This window comes from Halocynthiibacter styelae (genome assembly GCF_016123485.1).
Taxonomy (GTDB): Bacteria; Pseudomonadota; Alphaproteobacteria; order Rhodobacterales; family Rhodobacteraceae; genus Halocynthiibacter; species Halocynthiibacter styelae.
Map to the genome: position 1 here is coordinate 130331 of NZ_JADCKQ010000008.1, position 21814 is coordinate 152144.

General features: G+C 53.4%; 25 protein-coding genes. 11 read left to right on the forward strand and 14 right to left on the reverse strand.

Annotated features, from left to right (window positions below):
- Positions 1 to 94 precede the first annotated feature (94 nt).
- From H1D41_RS11900 to H1D41_RS11945, 10 genes are all read left to right on the forward strand, one after another.
- Positions 95 to 595, forward strand: coding sequence for a flagellar basal body-associated FliL family protein (locus H1D41_RS11900; protein ID WP_228849111.1), 501 nt, complete (start codon positions 95 to 97; stop codon positions 593 to 595).
- 9 nt (positions 596 to 604) lie between these two features.
- The gene (locus H1D41_RS11905) at positions 605 to 1045 is read left to right on the forward strand and encodes a hypothetical protein (RefSeq protein WP_228849112.1); all 441 of its coding nucleotides are present in this window, start codon (positions 605 to 607) and stop codon (positions 1043 to 1045) included.
- A 107-nt stretch (positions 1046 to 1152) separates the two neighbouring features.
- Positions 1153 to 1695: a MotE family protein gene (locus H1D41_RS11910; RefSeq protein WP_228849113.1), complete on the forward strand. Its 543-nt coding sequence runs from the start codon at positions 1153 to 1155 to the stop codon at positions 1693 to 1695.
- A 94-nt stretch (positions 1696 to 1789) separates the two neighbouring features.
- Positions 1790 to 2659, forward strand: a complete 870-nt coding sequence (gene motA, locus H1D41_RS11915; protein ID WP_228849114.1) for a flagellar motor stator protein MotA — start codon at positions 1790 to 1792, stop codon at positions 2657 to 2659.
- Positions 2660 to 5068, forward strand: coding sequence for a tetratricopeptide repeat protein (locus H1D41_RS11920; RefSeq protein WP_228849115.1), 2409 nt, complete (start codon positions 2660 to 2662; stop codon positions 5066 to 5068).
- 131 nt (positions 5069 to 5199) lie between these two features.
- Positions 5200 to 5895, forward strand: coding sequence for a transglycosylase SLT domain-containing protein (locus H1D41_RS11925; RefSeq protein WP_228849116.1), 696 nt, complete (start codon positions 5200 to 5202; stop codon positions 5893 to 5895).
- Positions 5895 to 7985 (forward strand): flagellar biosynthesis protein FlhA, encoded by a 2091-nt coding sequence (gene flhA, locus H1D41_RS11930; protein WP_228849117.1) that lies wholly within the window; start codon positions 5895 to 5897, stop codon positions 7983 to 7985. The genes H1D41_RS11925 and flhA overlap by 1 nt, the downstream gene beginning before the upstream one ends.
- 8 nt (positions 7986 to 7993) lie before the next feature.
- Positions 7994 to 8743 carry a flagellar biosynthetic protein FliR gene (locus H1D41_RS11935; protein ID WP_228849118.1) on the forward strand — a complete coding sequence of 250 codons (750 nt, stop codon included), beginning with the start codon at positions 7994 to 7996 and terminating at the stop codon, positions 8741 to 8743.
- A gap of 9 nt (positions 8744 to 8752) precedes the next feature.
- On the forward strand, positions 8753 to 9865 hold the full coding sequence (locus tag H1D41_RS11940) for an EscU/YscU/HrcU family type III secretion system export apparatus switch protein (RefSeq protein ID WP_228849119.1): 1113 nt from the start codon (positions 8753 to 8755) through the stop codon (positions 9863 to 9865).
- Positions 9862 to 10248 (forward strand): hypothetical protein, encoded by a 387-nt coding sequence (locus tag H1D41_RS11945; protein WP_228849120.1) that lies wholly within the window; start codon positions 9862 to 9864, stop codon positions 10246 to 10248. The genes H1D41_RS11940 and H1D41_RS11945 overlap by 4 nt, the downstream gene beginning before the upstream one ends.
- A gap of 8 nt (positions 10249 to 10256) precedes the next feature.
- Here the strand turns inward: H1D41_RS11945 and H1D41_RS11950 are convergent, their stop codons facing one another.
- The 14 genes from H1D41_RS11950 to rpmH form a co-directional block, all read right to left on the reverse strand.
- Positions 10257 to 10754 carry a SixA phosphatase family protein gene (locus H1D41_RS11950; protein WP_228849121.1) on the reverse strand — a complete coding sequence of 166 codons (498 nt, stop codon included), beginning with the start codon at positions 10752 to 10754 and terminating at the stop codon, positions 10257 to 10259.
- Positions 10751 to 11284 (reverse strand): hypothetical protein, encoded by a 534-nt coding sequence (locus tag H1D41_RS11955; RefSeq protein ID WP_228849122.1) that lies wholly within the window; start codon positions 11282 to 11284, stop codon positions 10751 to 10753. The genes H1D41_RS11950 and H1D41_RS11955 overlap by 4 nt, the downstream gene beginning before the upstream one ends.
- 24 nt (positions 11285 to 11308) lie before the next feature.
- The gene (locus H1D41_RS11960) at positions 11309 to 11914 is read right to left on the reverse strand and encodes a ferredoxin (protein WP_228849123.1); all 606 of its coding nucleotides are present in this window, start codon (positions 11912 to 11914) and stop codon (positions 11309 to 11311) included.
- A gap of 5 nt (positions 11915 to 11919) precedes the next feature.
- A complete protein-coding gene (locus tag H1D41_RS11965; protein WP_228849159.1) occupies positions 11920 to 12714 on the reverse strand; it encodes a sterol desaturase family protein in 795 nt (264 codons plus the stop codon).
- A gap of 31 nt (positions 12715 to 12745) precedes the next feature.
- Entirely contained in the window at positions 12746 to 13054 is a 309-nt protein-coding gene (locus H1D41_RS11970; RefSeq protein ID WP_228849124.1) for a hypothetical protein, read from the reverse strand.
- Between the two features lie 72 nt (positions 13055 to 13126).
- Entirely contained in the window at positions 13127 to 13996 is an 870-nt protein-coding gene (argB, locus tag H1D41_RS11975) for an acetylglutamate kinase (RefSeq protein WP_228849125.1), read from the reverse strand.
- Positions 13997 to 14028: 32 nt separating this feature from the next.
- On the reverse strand, positions 14029 to 14682 hold the full coding sequence (gene yihA / locus H1D41_RS11980) for a ribosome biogenesis GTP-binding protein YihA/YsxC (RefSeq protein ID WP_107495037.1): 654 nt from the start codon (positions 14680 to 14682) through the stop codon (positions 14029 to 14031).
- Positions 14682 to 15434: an MOSC domain-containing protein gene (locus H1D41_RS11985; RefSeq protein ID WP_228849126.1), complete on the reverse strand. Its 753-nt coding sequence runs from the start codon at positions 15432 to 15434 to the stop codon at positions 14682 to 14684. The genes yihA and H1D41_RS11985 overlap by 1 nt, the downstream gene beginning before the upstream one ends.
- Positions 15434 to 17245 (reverse strand): membrane protein insertase YidC, encoded by a 1812-nt coding sequence (gene yidC / locus H1D41_RS11990; protein ID WP_228849127.1) that lies wholly within the window; start codon positions 17243 to 17245, stop codon positions 15434 to 15436. The genes H1D41_RS11985 and yidC overlap by 1 nt, the downstream gene beginning before the upstream one ends.
- 134 nt (positions 17246 to 17379) lie before the next feature.
- The gene (locus H1D41_RS11995; RefSeq protein ID WP_228849128.1) at positions 17380 to 18882 is read right to left on the reverse strand and encodes a putative bifunctional diguanylate cyclase/phosphodiesterase; all 1503 of its coding nucleotides are present in this window, start codon (positions 18880 to 18882) and stop codon (positions 17380 to 17382) included.
- A 118-nt stretch (positions 18883 to 19000) separates the two neighbouring features.
- Positions 19001 to 19885: a tRNA 2-thiocytidine(32) synthetase TtcA gene (gene ttcA / locus H1D41_RS12000; protein ID WP_228849129.1), complete on the reverse strand. Its 885-nt coding sequence runs from the start codon at positions 19883 to 19885 to the stop codon at positions 19001 to 19003.
- A 40-nt stretch (positions 19886 to 19925) separates the two neighbouring features.
- On the reverse strand, positions 19926 to 20174 hold the full coding sequence (yidD, locus tag H1D41_RS12005; protein WP_228849130.1) for a membrane protein insertion efficiency factor YidD: 249 nt from the start codon (positions 20172 to 20174) through the stop codon (positions 19926 to 19928).
- Positions 20171 to 20620 carry a ribonuclease P protein component gene (gene rnpA / locus H1D41_RS12010; protein WP_228849131.1) on the reverse strand — a complete coding sequence of 150 codons (450 nt, stop codon included), beginning with the start codon at positions 20618 to 20620 and terminating at the stop codon, positions 20171 to 20173. The genes yidD and rnpA overlap by 4 nt, the downstream gene beginning before the upstream one ends.
- A 23-nt stretch (positions 20621 to 20643) precedes the next feature.
- A complete protein-coding gene (gene rpmH / locus H1D41_RS12015; protein WP_107495044.1) occupies positions 20644 to 20778 on the reverse strand; it encodes a 50S ribosomal protein L34 in 135 nt (44 codons plus the stop codon).
- A gap of 310 nt (positions 20779 to 21088) precedes the next feature.
- Here rpmH and H1D41_RS12020 point away from each other — a divergent pair, with 310 nt between their 5' ends.
- Positions 21089 to 21811 (forward strand): TVP38/TMEM64 family protein, encoded by a 723-nt coding sequence (locus tag H1D41_RS12020; RefSeq protein WP_228849132.1) that lies wholly within the window; start codon positions 21089 to 21091, stop codon positions 21809 to 21811.
- Positions 21812 to 21814: the final 3 nt, after the last annotated feature.

The following is a 21814-nucleotide window of genomic DNA, read 5'->3' on the forward strand; positions in this document are numbered from 1 at the left end:
CTGCCCGTCATGTCTTCACATTCCCTCAACAGCCTTAACAATCGGTTAGCTCTTGGCAGCCTATAGTCGTGAGGAAGCAAAAAACCGGTGCACTATGGCGGACGACGAAACATCAGATGGGACCGAGGAAGACGGTCCGGCAAAAAAATCCAAACTCCCGCTTATCATCGGGGCGGTCCTTGCCTGCGCAGGGGCTGGCGGAGGCTTTTTTGCAGCGTCCAGTGGTCTGATCCTTGGGAGCGACGCCGCACCAGAAATGGCCGAGGAAGAACCCATTCTTGTAGAACCTCTGAATGGAATTGCATTTATTGAACTTGACCCGCTGGTCATCAATCTGCGTCAAAGTTCCCGCACCGCACATCTGCGCTTTGTTGCGCATCTTGAAGTGAACCAACAGGCTGAAGCAGATGTCACGCTTTTGCTGCCCCGTATTCTTGATGTGCTGAACAACTATCTGCGGGCGGTGGATCTTGAAGAACTTGAACAACCCGGCTCTCTGATCCGGCTGCGGTCTCAGATGCTGCGCAGGATACAGATCGTCGCGGGGGAAGAACGGGTCAGAGACCTGCTTATATCTGAATTTGTCGTAAATTAGGGGAACAACATGAACTTGATCGCCGATATTCTTCTTGTTGCTGGTGTCCTGGGGGCATCTCTTTATTGTTTTGTTCTTTCCCGCAGACTGCAGAAATTTAATGATCTCGAACAAGGGGTCGGGGGCGCGGTGGCTGTCCTTAGTATGCAGGTTGATGACATGACCAAAACCCTGAAAGAGGCACAAACCGCTGCGATTTCATCAACTGACTCACTGGGGGAACTGACCGGTCGTGCGGAAACTGCAGCCCGCCGGCTGGAACTTCTGGTCGCATCTATGCATGATCTTCCCGCCCCGCCAGAGACACAGCCACACAAAACATCTGCCCCGGTGCAACCGCCGGCAGCGAAACAACAAAACGCGACGCCCCCGATGCAGGACACAGACAGTGAACCCTCTGACATTCTCTTTCTGCGTCATCCTCGCCCTGCTGCCGAGGTCGCACAATGAAACGCCTTTTCCGAAGAAAGTCAGAAACTGAGAGCGCACATTCAAAGTCGCAACACAGGCAGAAAAAGCGAAGCCGGAAGAAAGGTCGCGGGGCCCTGCTAACGGTCATGATGCTGTTTCTTTTGTCGGCACTGGCCCGTCTGAGCGGAGAAACCGGGCAGGCAATCGCGCGGGAAATTTCGGAGATGACTGAAGAAACATCAGGCAAAGGTCATGTGCGTCAAAGCTGCATTCCTCCGGAAGATGGCATTGCTGACCTGTTACATGACCTGGATCTCAGGCAGGTCAGGCTGGAAGCCAGAGAACGCCACATCGAAGACCGGATGCAGGCCCTGAACGTGGCCCAGGTTGCATATGAAGCAAATATTGACCGTCTGATCGCAGCAGAGAATGCCTTGCAGGCTACAATGTCGCGATCTTCAACCGCTGCAGAAGATGACCTGACACGACTGACTTCGGTTTATGAGAACATGAAGCCCAAAGATGCAGCCGCACTATTTGAGACTATGGATAATGAATTCGCCGCTGGATTTCTGGGCCGTATGCGCCCTGATGCGGCGGCAGCTGTATTTGCCGGCCTTGAGCCAGAAACTGCTTATCGCATCAGTATTGTTCTGGCCGGACGAAATGCCAATGCACCGCGAGAATAAGCACATCTTGTGACAGAATTTTTTAACTATCTTCTGCAAGGTTGAAGAGACTTTCCCCGCAGATTTAATTCTGCCCCTGGTTGGAGCCTGCGTCTTGATTGGCATTGTCGGTATTATAATCATTTTCGTCATGGTCTTTGGCGGATATCTCGCCGCGGGCGGGAAAATGGGTGTTATTCTGAAAGCACTTCCATTTGAGATGATGATGATCGGCGGCGCTGCTGTTGGCGCAACGGCCCTGTCAAACGATATGGGCGGCATCAAACATACGCTCAAAGACATTGGGAAAGTCTTCAAAGGCACGAAATGGGCTCCCGAAGACTATCGGGATCTTCTTTGCCTTCTGTTTGAACTGATCCGGCTGGCCCGCCAAAATCCGGTGGGGCTGGAAGAACATATTGAACAACCAGACACATCGCCGATCTTTGGGAAATATGGAAAAATTCTGTCCGACAAAGAAGCCGTAAACCTGATTTGTGACACGATGCGTTCGGCCTCCATGAACTATGATGATCCCCATCAGGTCGAAGAGGTTCTGGAAAAACGTATGGATTCCAACCTGCATCATGCGCTTCATTCCAGCCATGTTCTCCAATCGCTCGCAGATGGTCTGCCAGCGCTGGGAATTGTGGCCGCGGTTCTGGGCATTATCAAAACGATGGGGTCAATTGATCAACCGCCCGAAGTTCTTGGTAAAATGATTGGCAGCGCGCTTGTCGGAACATTCCTTGGGGTTTTTCTGGCCTATGGCATTGTTGGGCCTATGGCTTCACGGGTAAAAACGGTTGTCGAAGATGACGCCCATTTTTATCAGCTGATCCGGGAAGTCCTGGTCGCAAACCTGCACAACCACGCAACAAACATCTGTATCGAAGTCGGGCGACAGAACACACCAGGCCAGAACCGGCCATCCTTCTCAGAGTTGGAAGATGCTCTCAAAGAAGTTAAGAAAGGAGCCGCCTGATTGCACCTTGCTTCAAAAAGTATTCTGCTTTTCATCATGTTCCTGTCAGCCAACGGCGCTGTTGCAGAAAACGTCACTCTGCGCTCTGGCGAACATCCGGGTTTCTCCCGGCTTGTGCTTGATTTCCAAGGTGAAATTCCGGACTGGCGCTTGGGCCGCAGTGAAGAAGGATACATGCTTCAGATAGATCAGAGTGACTTCACTCCGGATCTGAGTGATGTGTTTCGCAAGATATCCCGCAGGCATCTTGAACAAATCGAATTTCTCCCAGAGAGCAGAAGCCTTTCTCTGACTGTCACCTGTTCCTGCCATATCAGCGCATTTAACTTCCGTGCGAGCAGATTAGTGTTGGACATCAAAGAGGGCGCCGCAAACCTGAATTCCATCTACGAGATACCATTTACGCAGCTTATTGAGGAACCCGCACAACCACGACTGGCCGCGCAACCGGAGTCTGCTCTGCCTGAACATATGGATCAAAAGGCTGCAATCGAACCTTCTGTAACATTGCAGCTTCCACGTTCCACAAATCTGCAACAACCACATAGTAACCTGCCGCCTTTGCTCTTGTCGGTACCGGAAACACCAATGGCGAACCAGGATCCGCCAACACCTGTACCTTCCCCCGCTGGCAATGAACTTTCTGAACCGCGGCCCAATAGAGACCAGAGACGCGCTGAAACTGAACGTGTTTTACTCCGGGAACTTGAACGCGCCGCCAGTCAGGGACTTCTGGACGCCCATTTACCCGACATTCCTGCCCCCCCGCCGTCGGTTCCGGTACAAATGACCGACCCTGAACCAACATCAGCCAGGCCCAGAGAAACCGGAATTCGCTCTCATCTTAACATTGATGCAGACACCAGTATCGACCGTGGGGTTTTGGGTGCTCTTGCGGGTATAGGCGTTATAGATGAACGCCTGAATTGCAGCCTGGGTGATGATCTGGATATCAGAACCTGGGGAACAGAAAGTGAGATAAGCACGGGTTTGGCACAGCAGCGCCGCGGGCTTTTGAATGCGCGCGACGAACTGCAGCAGCCTGCCGCGATCTCGCTCGTGCAGGCGTATCTTTACGCAACATTCGGTGCAGAAGCCTCGCGCACACTGGATCTCCTGCCAAAAGAAACTGATCAAATTCGCGCGCTCCGGCAAATTGCTGCGCTTTCAGACAATCTTCCTCAAATCCCGGACGGCCCCTTACCTTCTTTACAAAATTGCCCAAACGCAGGTGCCTTCTGGGCTATGCTGACAAATCGCGTTGTCCCCGCCCAGGGGGTAGACCATGACGCCGTCATTGAATTTGCAACGTCCCTGCCGCCACATCTGCGTACGCTTTATGGATCGCGATTGATCAGAATATATTCACGTTCAGGCGATACTTCGCGCGCTGAAATGCTAAGAACGGCCATTGAACGCACCCTTGAATATCCTCACCCGGAATTTGAGCTGGCGCAGGCCGAGATAAATCACTCAGAAGGGCAAACTGAAGAAGCCCAAGTGATATTGTCAGACCTCATTCAAGGCAACTCACAATTGTCTCTGGATGCGCTTGAACTGTTCATGAAATCTGCGCTCGAACAACAGACCTCAATTGCGCCGACCATCCTGGAAAATGCAGAAGCACTGGCCTTTGAACATAGTGGATCAGAACAGGGAATCCGGCTTCAATATCTGCTGGCACGTTCATACAGCCAGCAACAACAACTGGGAAAAGCGATACAGCTTCTCCAGTCTCTGACAGGCAAAGTTCAGGATTATGATATGAAATTCGCCTGGGAAGAACTTGCGCGAAAGTTGCTGGAAACCCCATCCGACAGTGATTTTCTGGCATCATATTACCTGCATCGCAACACGATCCAGAACGCCGACATCATGGTAAATACCCGGCGCAACTTCGCTGAACGTCTTATTACCCTTGGCATGGCAGATGCCGGTATAACCATGTTGGACAGCTCCACATCGCTTACAGCTGATGACCGGTTGCTGCATGCGCAGGCGGCGTACATCCTCGGGGATTATACCGACGCGCTTGGTTTTCTTGAGGGGCTCAGCGGGAATGAAGCGGATATGCTCAGGCTGAAACTGCTGGAAAAAAATGCCAATTTCAAGGCCGCTGCCCGGCTGGCGGACAGACAGCAACAAACCGAACGGGCTTCGGAGCTATTGTGGCGTGATGGCGATTGGGCAGCTCTGATCGCAACACCCTCTTCCCCAGCCAGGCAAGCTGCTGCCGATATTATGCTGCGCCAGGAACTTCCCGATATTCCACCAAACGCTGCGACCGGGGATCTGACTTCCGTTCGGGCATTGCTTACGCGCAGTCAGTCAGACCGTGCGACCATTGTAACAATTTTTCAGGAAACCGAGCTTCAGGAAAATCAGTCGGACAATTTCATATCAGAGTAACCCATTATAAAGATTCGCCGCATAGCCTGAGATTATACAAGTCAGTCAGAACGGCGACCCAGATGCATCTAAAAACCTTAAGGCCTATTTTTCATCCGATCAGTTTCTTCGCGAAACCTGTCTCTCTAGTCTTGTTATCACTTTTTCTCGGACTTCCCCTGCAAGGGCTGGCCTCAGCCCCAGGTGATCAGATCTGTGATCAGGTCGCGCATCAGGCAGCAGTCGAAAGTGGTGTTCCCGTATCAGTTCTGCAGGCCATTACACGCACGGAAACCGGCCGCAGACGCGACGGTGAAACCCGTCCCTGGCCCTGGACCGTTAATATGGAAGGGGCCGGCCGGTGGTTCGACGCCCCTTCGGAAGCACTGCAATATGTAAATGAGAACTTTCAGCGCGGTGCCCGAAGCTTTGATGTTGGTTGTTTTCAGATAAATTATCGGTGGCACGGGCAACATTTCTCATCAATCGAGGAAATGTTCGATCCGCTTGCAAACGCGCGCTATGCCGCACGCTATCTGTCTGAACTGTATTCCGAAAAAGGAAACTGGGATGAGGCCGCCGGAGCTTACCACTCCCGAACCCCCAGATACGCCAACCGATATAAAGCACGGTTTCGTCAGTTCCGGGCTGCAGTCATCCGCAATGCGCCGGAAATATCGCCTCAATTGCCGTCCCCTACAGTTGTTGCAAGCCAACCCCCTCAGCAGGTTCCACGACAGAACCTGTATCCCCTGCTTCAGCCGGCATCAGGTGCCCGAACCCATGGCTCACTGGTTGCTCTGCACACCCCCGGGAATGGCAACCGTCTGATTGGATCGTCGGAATAATGTCTGGCCTTCTTCGAGCCGAGGACATCTTTCGTCCGACAATCCTGCTTGCAATTGCACTGATGGCAATCATTGTGATGATGATCCTGCCAGTCCCGGCCTGGATGCTGGATGTCGGCCTGGCAACCTCATTTGCGCTCGCAATTCTGATCTTTACCGTCACGCTGTTTATTCAGCGCCCGCTGGACTTTTCGTCATTCCCAACCATCTTGCTGGCATCGCTCATGTTGCGATTGTCTCTGAATGTGTCTTCGACCAAGCTGATCATCGGAAACGGCCATACCGGTACAAGTGCAGCCGGAGAAGTCATTCAGGGATTTGCAAATTTTGTGATGGGCGGAAACGTCTTTATGGGGCTCGTAATTTTCTGCGTTCTCATGATCGTCAACTTCATGGTCATTACAAAAGGTGCCGCACGCATGGCCGAAGTGGGCGCCCGGTTTGCCCTGGATGCCATGCCGGGCAAACAGCTGGCGATTGACGCCGACATGGCCGCAGGCGCAATCGATCATGCCGAAGCAAAAGAACGACGTGCCACAGAACAGGCAGAAACCACCTTTTTTGGGTCTCTCGACGGCGCGTCAAAGTTCGTTAAGGGCGACGCGATCGCGGGCCTTTTGATCACGCTTCTGAACCTGATTGTCGGCTTGTTGATCGGCGTAACTGTTCATGGAATGGATCTGAGCCGGGCCTTCGAAACATACACGATCCTGACGGTGGGGGATGGGCTGGTCACACAGATCCCAGCGGTCATCATCTCGATTGCTGCTGCATTGCTTCTTGCACGAGGCGGCACAACCGGTTCCACAGATCTGGCACTGGCCGATCAGTTGGGGAAATATCCGCAGGCTCTGGTGACGGTTTCTGTTCTGATGGCTCTTTTTGCGCTGGTGCCAGGCCTTCCCTTTATTCCCTTCATGCTTGGGGCAGGTCTTGTTGGTGGGGCCGCTTATTATTTGTTCCGTAACCCACCAACACAAACATCCGAGGATGACACCCTGGCTGAAGGTGATCTTGTACCGGCTGAAAAATCACTGGGCGATATGTTGGATCTGGATGACCTGCATGTGGAATTTGCGCCGGATCTGGTCAGTATGGTTCTGGACAGCGCCACTGGACTGGACGCCCGTATTAATAATATGCGTTCCCATGTTGCGGAAGAGTTTGGTCTTATACTGCCAGAAATTCGCCTGACCGATAACGCGATCCTGCCGCCTGGTACCTATGTGATGTACATCCAGGGGGTCGAGCAAGCGCGGGACAGGTTGCAACCGGATATGGTCATGGCTCTGATGTCAGACAACCCCGGCCTTTTGCCCCCGGGGGAAGATATTCAGGAACCTGTCTATCAAGCACCGGCCCGCTGGATCAGTCGGGAACATCAGGACGATGCAACTGTCACAGGTGCTACGATTGTCGCCCCGGCAGAGGTTCTGGCAACTCATCTGCTGGAAGTGATCAAAAAGAATTTTTCCCGGCTGCTGACCCTTAAATCTCTGAACCGGTTGCTGACAGAATTTACCAACCTGACAGATCAGACACGAGCGAACAGCAACAAAAGGCTACTGGACGACCTGATCCCTGAAAAAGTACCCCCCGACCTGTTGCTTGCAGTGATGCGGCTCTTGCTGGAAGAACGTGTATCTGTCCGCAATCTGCCTTTAATTCTTGAAAGTATCGCTGAGGCACGCAGCACCGGGGCAACCCCGGAATCCATTTGTGAATATGTGCGTCAACGCCTTGGGTTTCAGCTGATTTCGGAACACAAACGCCCGGATGGCAGCCTTCCATTGTTGCAACTGGCACCAGAATGGGAAGAGAGATTTTCGAGTTACCAGATCGAAGGAGAGCGCGGTCAGGTCGATGTTGCCCTGCCCCCGGATGACTTCAACAAACTGGCAAACAGTGTGGCGGAAAAAATCGCAAATGCCGGGAACGAAGGCATATATCCGGCGGTCATTACCTCACGATTACGCCGCCGTTTTCTGCGAACAGTACTGTCTGCGCGGGGCATTCAGAACCCCGTCTTTTCTTTTGAAGAGGTGGGCAGCGACTGCCAGCCTGCCCTCATCGGTCTCGTGCCTGCATGAATGAACTGATGCAGTTCCTGGCAAATATCGGGTCCCAGACACTCTGGGTTGGCGGGGCTGTTTTCCTTCGGGTTGGTGCTGCCATGGCGGTTTTTCCAGCCTTTGGAGAACAGATGTTACCAGCACGCATCCGTCTTTTACTGGCTCTGATGTTTACAGCAATCCTGGCGCCTGCTGTCAGTCAGTTGTTCCACCTTCCCGAGTCCCCCGCACAGATTGGCATTGGGTTTATGGCAGAAATCATCATTGGTCTCTCGCTTGGGCTTGCGATCCGTTTCTTCGTACTTGCATTGCAAACTGCCGGTACAATCGCAGCACAATCCACGTCATTGTCTCAGATATTTGGCGGCGCTGGCGAACCCGCCCCTGCCATCGGACATATTCTGTTTTTCGCCGGGCTTGCATTGGCTGTCATGAATGACCTTCATGTCCGGTTGGCAGAATATCTCCTGCTGTCATACACAATACTTCCCTTTGGCAGATTGCCCGACGCACAGGCGTTGACCGAATGGGGCGTCAACGGTCTGGTTCGTGTTTTCGCCCTGGCATTTACGCTTTCTGCCCCATTCCTGATCGCGTCTCTCGTGTATAATTTCGCCCTTGGCATCATCAACCGTGCCATGCCGCAGCTGATGGTGACATTTGTAGGTGCGCCGGCGATCACAGCAGGTGGCATGCTTTTGATGATTGCGGCTGCGCCGGTTTTGCTTCTGTCCTGGAAAAGCGCTGTCGAAGCTTTCTTTCTGGCCCCTTTCTGAGGTCACAACATGTCCGCACCTGATGATGATACAGAAAAAGAATATGAAGCGTCACAGCAGAAGCTGGATGATGCACGTAAAAAAGGCGAAGTCCCGCGATCCGCGGATCTGGGCACCGCAGCGCTATATGCGGGATTTCTGCTCAGCTTTCTCATGACTGGCAGCTATATGGTGCAATCGGCCGGGGTGATGATGATGCAGATGCTTGGGAATGCCGATCAGATCTCACGACATTTTTTTGACGGATCTGCCAGCACTTATGCCGGTTCCTGGCTGCGTGTCCTTGGCAGCGGTCTTGTTTCCATCTTTCTTATTCCGGCACTCTTTGTCCTTGTTGCTTTTATCGCCCAACGCGCCCTGATTTTCGCCCCTGAGAAACTCAAACCAAAACTATCAAGAATTTCACCAATTTCCGGAGCAAAGAACAAGTTCGGGCGCGGCGGGTTGTTTGAGTTTTTCAAAAGCTTCACCAAACTCGCGATCTACGGCAGCCTGGCCTGGCTGTTCCTGATCGCCCGGACCGAAGAGATTATCGGAGCCATTCATCTGGATCCAGGCGGGGTCACCCTGTTGCTCACCACGATGACCTTGCGATTTCTTGGTCTGGTTTTTCTGATCGCGCTGACAATCGGTGCGGTTGATTTCTTCTGGCAACGTCAGGAGCATTTGCGCAAACATCGCATGTCACGCAAAGAACTTCAGGATGAACATAAAAACCAGGAAGGCGATCCCCACTTCAAACAACACCGCCGCCAGAAAGGTCAGGCCATTGCGATGAACCAGATGCTGACCGAAGTTGCTACAGCCGATGTCATCGTTGTAAATCCGGAACATTTCGCTGTTGCATTGAAATGGGATCGAGGGTCAGGGCAGGCCCCGGTCTGCGTGGCAAAAGGTGTGGACGAAGTCGCGTTCAAAATCAGAGAGCGGGCACAGGAAGCTGGCATCCCGATACAACGTGATCCGCCCACGGCACGCGCGTTGTTTGCAACGGTAGATATCGGGCAGGAAATTCTGCGCGATCATTACAAAGCCGTCGCCGCAGCCATCCGCTTTGCCGATGAAATCCGTAGCAAAGCGCGCAACGTATTTCGCACAGAAACGCCCGGAGAGAACGGATGAAAGATGTGTTCACACGAATGAAGCAAGTGTCCGATATCATGCTGGACGCCGCATTGGCTGAATTGCACAGCATAAGACAACAACAGGCCGGGCATCAAAAAGCTATCGAAGATCTGCGACGTAAGAAGGCGGAAATACACCGCCTGGCCGTGGCCTCTGAAAACCCCATTGAGGCTATTCTGCACGCAGAAACCTGGAACGCATGGCATCAGAAGAAAATCATCACGCATAACAGCGCGCTGGCCCAGCTGAATGTCATTGCGGAAGAAGCTGAACTAAAGGCCCGGCAGCAATTTGGTCGCCAACAGGCCACTCAGAACCTGCAACAAAAACAACTGTCAGCACAGAAATCAATAGCGCAACGCCGGGCTGCCGAAACCTGACGATCGCCTTAAAATTCAGATGGTATCACAAAGTCAGTGGCAAGCCCGCTTGCAGGTTGAATATCGCTCCAAGACGTCAGATCAAAATCAATCACCGAAATTGCCCCACTTGGGTAGGTCCGGAACTGGGGGTGCGGGAACCGCCCGGCCAGCAGGCCGGCGGCCAGCGCGGCTATTCCGGGGTTGTGTGCAATCATCATAACTGTGTTTTCAGACCGCTGCTGCAGAACAGATAACAGTCGCCCGGGACTGCCAAGATAGAGTTCGGGCAAAAAACCCACCGCACAGTCAGGCATGTTTTCCTGCGCAGCCGTAAGGGTTTCCCGTGTTCGACGGGACGTAGACACCAGGGCAACGTCAGGCAAATGCGCCTTTTTCGCCAGCCACGCCCCGCCAGCATGTGCATCAGAAACACCCTGTTGTGTCAGGCATCGGTCATGATCATCCACTTCAGATCCTTTCCAGCCAGATTCTGCGTGACGCATCAGTATCAGTCGTTTTGTCATTCCTCGGGTTCAATCCTGTACCAGATATAGGGAATGCTGCCTTCCTCTTCAGGAAGAAGGACCAGCTCACTTTCATTACAGGTATACGCTCCGGAGGCTGTTGCAAATATCCCTGATACACCTTCAAGATCATCCTCAGTAAATCTCATCTCCATCGGTGGTATTCCTGCCAGATCGGGAATATGCACTTCGACACTGATCTGCATATGATCAAGAATGGAAATAAAGATCTGATCCTGTGGATCCAATGAAAAAGCAGATCCGCCATTCAGAAACATCACGGTGCGTGGCTGACCCGCGACACGACTGCTGATGAGAAGATCATTCAGGGTGAAACTGCTTTGTCCGTCCGCGCCGACAGACATGACAAGCCCGCCCTCAATAAATGCCTCTTCCGCCCCAGAAACCTGTTTGAACTGCATTTCAAAACTTTCCGGATCAACGCGCCAGGACCCAACGACGCAAGGGTCCATTTCAGAAAAGGCAGGCGATGCAAGACAAGCGCTTGCAATAATCAATCGATAAAACATGTCTTAAACTCCTTTGGTCGCCTTTCATTTCAAAAAGGCCCGCATATGAAATTCAGACTGTTCAGGAAGGCGCCCGCTTTTCAGGCTTACCGGACAGGTTCGCCGGGCAATACAGCCACCTTTCAGACAATCTGCACCTTCAGGAAGGCGCAGGTGGTTCTGACATGCAATAACATCATATGTTTCCCCGGTCAGCGCGTTGACCGGGCAGAACGTTTGGCAGGGCTTATCGACACAGGTTTTACACGGCGAAATTGCAGTAAGCGGTGAAAGAGAAAGCCGCCCTTTCACGCGCAACGCCCCGCGCAAAGACAACATCATGCCCGCTGTTCGATGCACCAGTATCTGAACAGGTGACGACCAGGCCTCGCCACTTTTGATCGCCCATGAAACAAATGGGGGATAAGGTGGCCCGTCGGAAGGGAACGAGGGCTTTGCCTGAAGTTCGTCCCCGATATTCCGGATGACACGTTCAGACCAGCGATCTAACGGATCCGATTTACCGTCCTGGTATTCTTCGGATTGCGTGAAAAGGGACCAGAACCCTGGCTCACGCGTGATCAGCAGGATGACTGTGTCATCCCCGTCCCACAGCATGCCGCCAATCGTCAGACCGGCCGCATTTGCCATATGTTCTATTTTTTTTGAAACGGCAGCCACAGGCTCCACCCCAGTTTTGCCGGACGTTCATCCCGCCACCACAAGCCAATTTCCATGTCGTCATGACCAGCTTCGGGCTGGGCGATATAGGTGCCAAACATCCGATCCCAGATCGACAGGGCAAAGCCATAGTTGCTGTCATGTTCATGGCGGTGCACTGAATGGTGGACGCGGTGCATGTCCGGCGTCACCAGGATCAGGCGTACAATACGGTCAACCGACTGCGGCAAACGCATATTGGCGTGGTTAAACATCGCGGTCCCGTTCAGCATGACCTCAAAGATCACAACTGCAATTGCAGCAGGGCCAAGCGCATAGACCACCCCGATTTTGATCAGCATAGACAGCGCAATTTCAACGGGGTGAAACCGAATTGCAGTGGTGACATCCATGTCACGATCTGCGTGATGGACCCGGTGCAGACGCCAGAGAAGCGGGACTTTGTGGGTCACCAGATGCTGAAACCAAATAGCGAAATCCAGTACAAGGACCGCAATTACAACTTCGACCCAGAACGGCAGTGTAACCGCATTCAACAGCCCCCAGCCCTGCGTCTGGGCATCCGCCGCCGCACCCACTGCAAGCAGCGGCAAGACCAGTGCCATTAGTCGCAATGTCAGCGTATTCAGCAGCGTCATTGACCAGGCCGTAAACCAACGGTTCCGGCGCGGTAATGCGCGGGGGCGACGGGGAATCCAGGCCTCAATGCTGGCAAAAAGCGCAAAGAGGCCCAGAAAAATGCTTAAGCGGATCAGGGCTTCATGTTCCATAGACCCCATATGATCACAGGCACAGAACCGGTCAATAGCCCTTCGCGTATGCTTCATGCATTTGCGGCAGGTGCGACATCACGACTGTGTCAGGCGCGATCATTGCGCCCAGTTCCGCGTTTTCCGGGGCGCGCACAAAGGCTTCGCCGGCGGCTTTTGCATTGGCTTCATTGTTCCAATAAACGAGGTCTTCCCAATGATCCCCGTCTTTCACAAGCGTACGATACATAAAGCCGGGCTGTTGTTTTGCCCAGATGCTTGTCGCTTCTGCGGCTTTCAGGAAGGCAGCCTCATTGGTACCCGGAATAGTTTTGAAACGAACGCGTTCAAGAACAGACATGTTTTGATCTCCTGTTGTCTGGTTGCCCGCAGGATATAAAACACCCCTGCTGACAGCCTTCTGTCAGGAGGATCAGGCGTCAGCGCGAATAATGGACCCGGCACCGTGATCGGTGAACAATTCCAGCAGACAGGCATTTGGCGCGCGCCCATCCAGGATCACCGCAGCCCGAACCCCCCCCTTGATCGCATCCAGACAGGTCTCAGTTTTTGGAATCATGCCACCGGCAATCACACCATCCGCGGTCATCTTGCGGATATGCTCGACTGTCAGTTCAGTCACCACTTCGCCAGACGCGTCACGCACACCATCCACATCCGTCAACAGCAGCAGACGATCAGCTTGCAATGCTGCAGCAACCGCACCCGCGGCAGTGTCGCCATTGATGTTCATCGTTTCGCCATTGCGGCCGACACCAAGCGGAGCAATCACCGGAATCGTATCCGCGTCAAACAGAGTTTGCAGCACGCCTGTGTCGACCTCGGCCGGTGTACCAACAAGACCAAGCGCCGGGTCAGTCACATCACATGTGATCATATTTGCATCTTTGCCAGACAGCCCAACCGCGCGGCCCCCTTCGGCATTTATCGCCTGCGTGATCTTCTTGTTCACGCGACCAGAAAGAACCATTTCAACCACTTCTATCGTGGCCTCATCCGTGACGCGTTTACCGTTCACGAATTCAGATTTAATATCCAGTTTCGCCAACATTTCGTTTATCATCGGCCCACCGCCATGCACGATCACCGGATTCAGGCCCACTTGCTGCATCAACACCACATCGCGCGCAAAGGTTGCGATTGCTTCGTCGTCGCCCATAGCGTGACCACCCATTTTGATCACAACAATCGCCCCATCATAGCGTTGCAGATACGGCAGGGCCTGGGACAATGTGCGTGCGGTGGCGATCCAGTCTCGGTTCATAGCGTCTTGTTTCTTCATCGGTGTTACCTGGTAAAACGGTGGTCTGCGGATCAGATCAATGTCGAAATGATACTGCGCAAGGTTTCAATCCCAAGCCCTTTTTCAGAACTGGTCATGACAATTTCCGGGTAAGCAGCCGGATGTTTCTGCAATTCTTTGCGGATCTGGTTCAGGGTCTTGTCACGTTCAGACACTTTCACCTTATCCGTCTTGGTCATAACAACCTGGAAGGCGACGGCAGAACGATCCAACAGCGACATAATTTCATGATCGACCTTTTTGACCCCGTGGCGCGTGTCAATCAACACAAATGCACGACGCAGGGTGGCACGACCTGACAGGTAGTTTTTCAACAGGCGCTGCCACTTTTCAACAACCGGCAGGGGCGCATTGGCGAAACCATAGCCTGGCAGGTCAACCAGATAGTGGCTGTCTTCGCCTGCACAGAAATAGTTGATCTCTTGTGTCCGCCCTGGGGTGTTTGACGCACGCGCCAGTGCCTTACGCCCGGTCAGTGCGTTGATCAGGCTGGATTTCCCAACATTGGAACGTCCGGCAAAGCAAACCTCAATCCGGTCATCCGGCGGCATGCCATCCATTGCAACCACACCTTTGAGGAAGGTGGTTTCACGGGCGAACAGCAGGCGGCCCTTTTCGCGGGTGAAATCATCTGGTTCTTCGGCCAGGGGGAACTTCACTTCCATCAGAGCACCTCTACTTTGTCATCAACGGTGATCTCACCGGCTTTTGTCACGACCGCATGCACACCCATTTCCTGGATATCCCAGCCACGTTTCAGCGCCCCCAGGGTATCGGCATCACGTGTGCCCGTATCCGGGTTTGCTTCGGTCATGCGGCAACGGGTGATTTCCTTGCGGATGTAAAATTCTGCGCTGCCAATTCGGATATTCTTGCCAATCCAGCCGCGTTCTTCCCAGGGATCAAGCCCCGTCACCAACATATTACCCCGCCAACGCAGCGGAGAAATCTCCTGCCCCAGCAGTTCACCAATTTCCTGGTTGCTGGCAAGGTTCATCAAAGAAAGCGACACAGTCTGACTGTCGGTCATCGCGTTTTGCGCCTTCACGATCTTAACAGGCCTTGGCCGGCCGTCCGGCGTGAAATCCTGTAGCCAGTCAATCAGGCGTGCCTGATCGGCCTCATCGTCAGGGTTCAGCGTAATGCCGGGTTTTGCCGGATGTGTCAGCGTCAGGGTCTGACTTGCCTGATCCACACGACATTCCATCGCTTGCAAAAGTGGCGCAGAAGCTCCGCGCGAAAAATTCGGGCATCGATGCCAGCCATCAGTCGATGCATCCAGCTTTGCCTTTTCATGGGCCACGGCCCACAAACGATCCAATGGTAAAGCGCGGCCGGGTTCCAGTCGCGCGTTTACAATAGCTTCACGCCCATGCGCCTTAATCGGGTGACGCCAGATCTGGGCAAGTGTTCCCATCAACCGTTCTTTTCGCGCTTCTTAAAGCCGGATCTGATATTGCCGAAAATATCCGGTTTATGGCCATGGCTGCGCATAATCGCATATTGCTGGATGAACGTGATGGTGTTGTTCGCGATCCAGTACAGCACCAGACCAGATGCAAAACCACCCAGCATGAACATGAACACCCATGGCATCCAGGCAAAAATCATTTGCTGGGTCGGGTCGGTGGGCGCCGGGTTCAGCTTTTGTTGCAGCCACATGGAAATACCCAGCGCAATCGGCATCACACCGATGAAGACCAGCGCAAACAGGCTTTCTGGTGTGGGCGCAGCCCAAGGGAAAATGCCGAAAAAGTTGAAGATGGAGCTTGGATCGGGCGCAGACAGGTCGCGGATCCAGCCGATCCAGGCAGCATGACGCAGTTCCAGTGTTACAAAGATCACTTTGTAAAGAGAGAAGAAGATCGGAATTTGCACAAGAATCGGCAGACAGCCCGCAGCCGGGTTAACCTTCTTTTCCTTGTAAAGCTTCATCATCTCCTGCTGCATCTTCTGACGGTCATCGCCACAGCGTTCTTTCAGCTTTTCCATCTCCGGCTGGATTTCTTTCATCCGCGCCATGGAAACATAAGATTTATAAGCCAGTGGCAGCACGATCGCCTTGATCACAATGGTCAGTGCGATGATCGCCCAGCCCATGTTGCCGATCATTCCATTCAGCGTGTGCAGCAGCCAGAAGATCGGCTTGGTGAAGAATGAGAACCAGCCCCAGTCAATACTTTCGAGGAAGTCGGTTACGCCTTCATCCTTCTGATAGTTACGGATGGTTTCCCACTCTTTGGCACCGGCAAACAGCCGGGTCTCAATCACAGCCTCAGAACCGGCCGCGACGGAAACAGTCGGCAACAGGGTTTCAGCGATATAGATTTCACGACCGTCGATGTAGCGTTCTTTGGCAGCGAAAGACTGGCCTTCCCCCGGGATCAGCGTGGTCATCCAGTAGTGATCGGTGAAGCCAATCCAGCCGTCACTTTCGACCTGGGTCACTTCCGCACGAGAACCCTCTGCGGCAATGTGATCAAGGCTGGTAATGTCGTCATAATCTGTTTCAGTCAGAATGCCGTCCGCGTTACGGATCGCACCTTCGTGCAGGATGAAGAAACCTTTCAGGTTCTGCGGCTCACCATGACGTGCAATCAGGCCATAGGGTGCAAGTGTCGCCGCTGCTTCGCCATTGTTGGTGACAGACTGGCGAATGGTGAACATGTAGTCTTCATCAACAGAAATCGTGCGGCGGAAAACCTGCCCAACACCATTGTCCCAGATCAGGGTAACCGGAGTTTCAGGTGTAAGAACCTCTCCGTTTTCCAATCCCCAGACAGTTGCCGGCCCCGGCACATTTTCTGGTGCAAGCGAACCGCCCTGCAGCGGACGCCAGCCGTGCTGTGCGTAGTAGGGCGCGTCGCTTCCGTCAGGAGAAAGCAGTGTGACCACTTCGGACTCTTCAGCCTGGGTTTCACGATAATCGTTCAGGCGCAAATCATCGATACGACCGCCGCGCAGGGAAAGGGAACCGGAAACCCGGGCTGTCTGAATATCAATCCGCGGTGCTTCTTCCACCGGTGCAGCTGCAACCTCAGCAGCTGGTGCCACTTGGCCACTTTCTGCAGCCACAGTACCTGTACCTGTCAGATCAACCGCCTCGGTCACCTCAACAGCGTTCGGATCGGTTACAACTGGCTCAGCCGGGAAGAAATAGCTCCAGGACAGCATGACAATCGCACTTAGCGCAATTGCGAGTATGAGGTTCTTGTTCTGGTCTTCCATGCGATCCCGCCCGTATTCCCTGTTAAAACTCAACACGGGTTGAACAAGCACGGGGGCAAAAGGTCAAGGGCTTTCAGTGTTAAAGCCCGTGGCAGAAGCAATTTTCAGCGGGAAAAGAGCCGCAGGCTTCCCGATTACCCAATGCCGCGCCCGATCCGCAAGGCTGCATCCATTTCCGCTTCATGCGCATCAACCCAGGCTGGAAGATCCTCCAGGGGCATCGGACGTGCCACACCAAACCCCTGAACATGGCCACACCCAAGCTGCGCCAGCATGGCATGTTCACCCGGGGTTTCCACCCCTTCTGCCAGCGTTTCCAGCTGCAATTGTTCTGCCATCGTCAGAATTGCTGATATCATGCGCTGTTGCTGCTGATCTGTATCCACTTTGGTTACAAAAGACCGATCTACTTTCAGGCGGCCGATAGCAAAGCGGCGGATGCTGGAGATTGAAGCATGCCCAGTCCCGAAATCATCCAGATCAATATAGCACCCCAGTTCTGAAAGTCCGCGAATGTTTCTGGAAATAATATCATTTTCATGGTCGGCGATCACATTCTCCAGGATCTCGATCCCAAGACGTTGGGGGTCCAGGTCAAATCGATCAAGTTCCCAGCGTATTCGATCAACAAGGCGAGGATCGCGTAACTCCTTGTCCGAAAAATTTACCCCCATAACCGGGATAAAGGTTCCGGATTTCTCAAGAGATTTCAATGCGGTCAAGGCATGAAACAAGATGACTTCACCAAGGCGTGTCGATAATCCCGTGGCTTCAACGATCGGTAGAAAATCAGACGGGGGAATAAGCCCCTGCTCGGGGTGCATCCAACGCGCCAATGCTTCAACCCCGGTTATCTTACCGGTATTTGTCGAAACTTGCGGTTGATACCACGGACGGATTTCACCATTTGAAAGTGCATGTTCCAGCTGCCTGCGCAGTTCCGGGTCTGGAAGGCTTTCAGTCTGCATATCAGCTGCGTAAGCGCGGATAGACCCTGCGCCTTGTTGCTGAGCATAGGCCAGGGCCACACCGGCAGCTTCCATCATCGCTTCTGCAGAAGGTGCCGGACTGCGCGATTGCAGGCAAAAAGCACTACAGGCGGTCAGGTGGATCGTCGCGCCATTCAGTACAAATGGCTCTTCCACCGCTTCATGCAGACGCGCCGACAATTGTATCATAGATTCAAGATCAATCCGCCGCACAGGTGACAGTCCCAGCAAGAACCCACCATTCCCACGCCGCGCCAGAACATCGGTTCCCCGCAAAACAGATTGCATACGCGCCGACACCTGGCGCAGGGCGTCATTCGCAACATCATCCCCGAAACGGGAACGCAATCCACCGAAATCGTCCAACTCCAGAACTAAACAGGCTGTTGAACGCCCGCCTTCGGGCGCCTTCACGATCCAATCGTTCAGGGCCTGCAGGAAGCCCCCCTTCAGGACAAGCCCCGTTGTTCTGTCACGCGCGACTTCAGCAAATCCCGGCGCACTGTTCAGAAATATCAGATACACAACCGGCACCAGAATTGTGCTGACGATCAAACCCGTTTCGCCCAGAATTTCATGGATGATCAGCAGAACAACAGGCAACAAAACAAAACACAGCTTTACATGCCGGTGAAAACTGCGATTCACCGCAAACCTGATCCTGTGGAAAATACCGCTGTCATTCACTCGCATTGATCCGCCCCGTATCCTTACCGGAAACGTCCGGCCCGCAGGCAAACCTTAGTTCAGACGGTTCAGCGATCAGTTAACGCAGCACCGGAATTTGCGTCGCATTTTCATCAACTTCTTCAGACCCATCTTTCGCACTGCTGCGTATAAGGCCTTTGAAATCAAACAATCCCGGATCAAGAAGGTGCGATGGTCGGGTATTCATAAGTGAACGAAACATCACCTGACGACGGCCGGGGCTGTTTTTTTCCCACCCATCCAGGATTTGCTTGACCTGCTGGCGCTGTAATCCGTCCTGTGACCCACAAAGATCGCAGGGAATCACAGGGTATTTCATTGCAGCAGAAAACTTTTCGCAATCGGCCTCTGCCACATGGGCCAGCGGACGATACACAAACAGATCGCCTTCCTCATTGACCAGCTTGGGCGGCATGGTCGCCAGGCGTCCACCATGAAACAGGTTCATAAAGAAGGTTTCCAGGATATCATCCCTGTGATGGCCAAGAACCACCGCAGAACAGCCCTCTTCCCGGGCGATACGATAGAGGTTTCCACGCCGCAGGCGAGAACACAGCGCACAATAGGTCCGGCCTGCGGGCACCTTATCCTTCACAATCGAATACGTATCTTCATATTCAATGCGATGCGGAACCTGCATTTTCTCAAGAAATTCAGGCAGAACCGTCGCAGGAAAACCAGGCTGTCCCTGATCCAGATTACAGGCCAGAATTTCCACCGGCAGAAGCCCACGCCATTTCAGTTCATGCAGAACGGCCAGCATTGTGTAGCTGTCCTTCCCACCTGACAGGCAGACAAGCCAGCGCGTGCCAGGCTCAATCATCCCGTATTGTTCAATCGCCTCACGGGTCGCACGTACAATGCGCTTGCGCAATTTCTTGAACTCAGTGGTTGAGGGCGCGCCGTAAAACAGCGGATGGATATCGTCAGCTTCTTCATACATGCTGGCGGCTTTAAGCTATGCACGCGACGGCATCAATATACTATGAGGTGCTATCTTCATTGCATTTGCAATCCGGCACGGGATCATATCCTTCGCCCCCCCATGGATTGCAGCGGCACAGGCGATGGGCGGTCAGATAGCTTCCTTTGACCGCGCCATGTTTTTCCAGCGCTTCCATGGCGTAGGCAGAACAGGTGGGTTGAAAGCGGCAACCGTGCCCCACCCAAGGCGACAGTAACAGGCGATACGCCCGGATCGGCAGTGAGATGATGAACGCCAGTGGGCTCACGTCCCGGCCCCTTCCGGATTGCCTTCCTGTGGCCTGGGCTTGCGCTTTTCATGCACTTTCTTCAAAGCGCGGCGCAGATCTGCACGCAATTCAGCAAAGTCACGTTCTGCCGTAACTTTCGCCCGGCCAATCAGCACATAATCACACCCGTTGTGGCCCAGCGCAGGCAATTCCATCCGCGCAATTTCGCGCAAACGCCGTTTCGCACGATTCCGCGCCACAGCGTTGCCCACCTTTTTAGAACAAGTGTAGCCAATACGCATACCTTCTGCTTCGCCAGGCTGGCGATGGCGCATCTGCAGAATAAAAGCAGGTGCAACCGTACGTTTTGCACGCGCGGCTTTCATAAAGTCGCGACGTTTTTGCAGGACCGTCAGACAAGCAGAAACCGCCGCGGGTGTTTCCACCCCGGCGGTTACAGCTTTATCAGCTTCGGGCCCGGTCATATCAGAACCCTGCACTGAAAACCTTAAGCTGTCAGCTCTTTACGGCCGCGTGCGCGACGTGCATTGATGATCTTACGACCAGCTTTGGTTGCCATGCGTGCGCGGAAACCGTGACGGCGCTTGCGCACGAGATTGGAAGGTTGATAAGTGCGTTTCATTCCGCGTCTCCATCGTAATGGCCGGCGATATCCAAAATAGATTCGAAGGCCCTGTATCTCTGAAGTCCGGTCTTTAGGCTGCTTCCGGGGGGAAGTCAATTCACGCAACAGGGTTTTCTGGCTGCCACGCCATAAATCTTTAAAGTTTTGCAACATTCACAGAGCATAACTTTAAAATATTACAATCTCATACAGATTTACAGTGTTTTAACACTCTTTCCTTCACCTCTGATCAACCCCGCGTGAGGTCCCTGTCACTTTGCCCCCAAACACCGCATGTTATCCCTAACGCAAAAACACGGATGATGTCATGTCAGAGAATACCACCAAGACCAGCGCAAAGCGTCTGCTGCCGCTGCTTGTGATCCTTGCGGTGGCTGTGATCGGTGCCTTTACACTGCGCGACCACCTGAACTTTGAAGCCCTGTCAGAAAACCGGGAAGCGCTGACAGCCTTTCGGGACACAAACTTTGTACTGGCCGCGCTGATCTTTATTGCTGTCTATATCGTGATTGTCGCCTTCTCCCTGCCCGGAGCAACGATCGCGACACTGACCGGCGGTTTCCTGTTTGGTGTCTTTCCCGGCGCGCTCTTTAACATCACCGCAGCCACAATCGGGGCGATGATCATTTTTCTGGCTGCAAAATGGGGACTTGGCGAAAAGCTTGCCGCAAAGATGGACGGATCAGACGGGGCTGTGAAGCGTATCAAAGACGGGATTGATGAAAACCAGTGGTCCATGTTGTTTCTGATCCGCCTGGTGCCCGCCGTGCCGTTCTTTGTTGCAAACCTGATCCCGGCGCTTGTCGGCGTATCCCTGTGGCGCTTTGCCGTTTCAACTTTCCTTGGCATTATTCCGGGCGGTGTTGTCTATACTTCTGTTGGCGCAGGACTGGGGGAAGTCTTTGATCGTGGTGAAACCCCGAACCTGGGAATCATCTTTGAACCCCATATCCTGCTGCCGATCCTGGGGTTGTGTGCCCTGGCTGCCCTGCCCGTTCTGCTGAAAACCCTGTCTAAGAAGAAAGCCTGATCC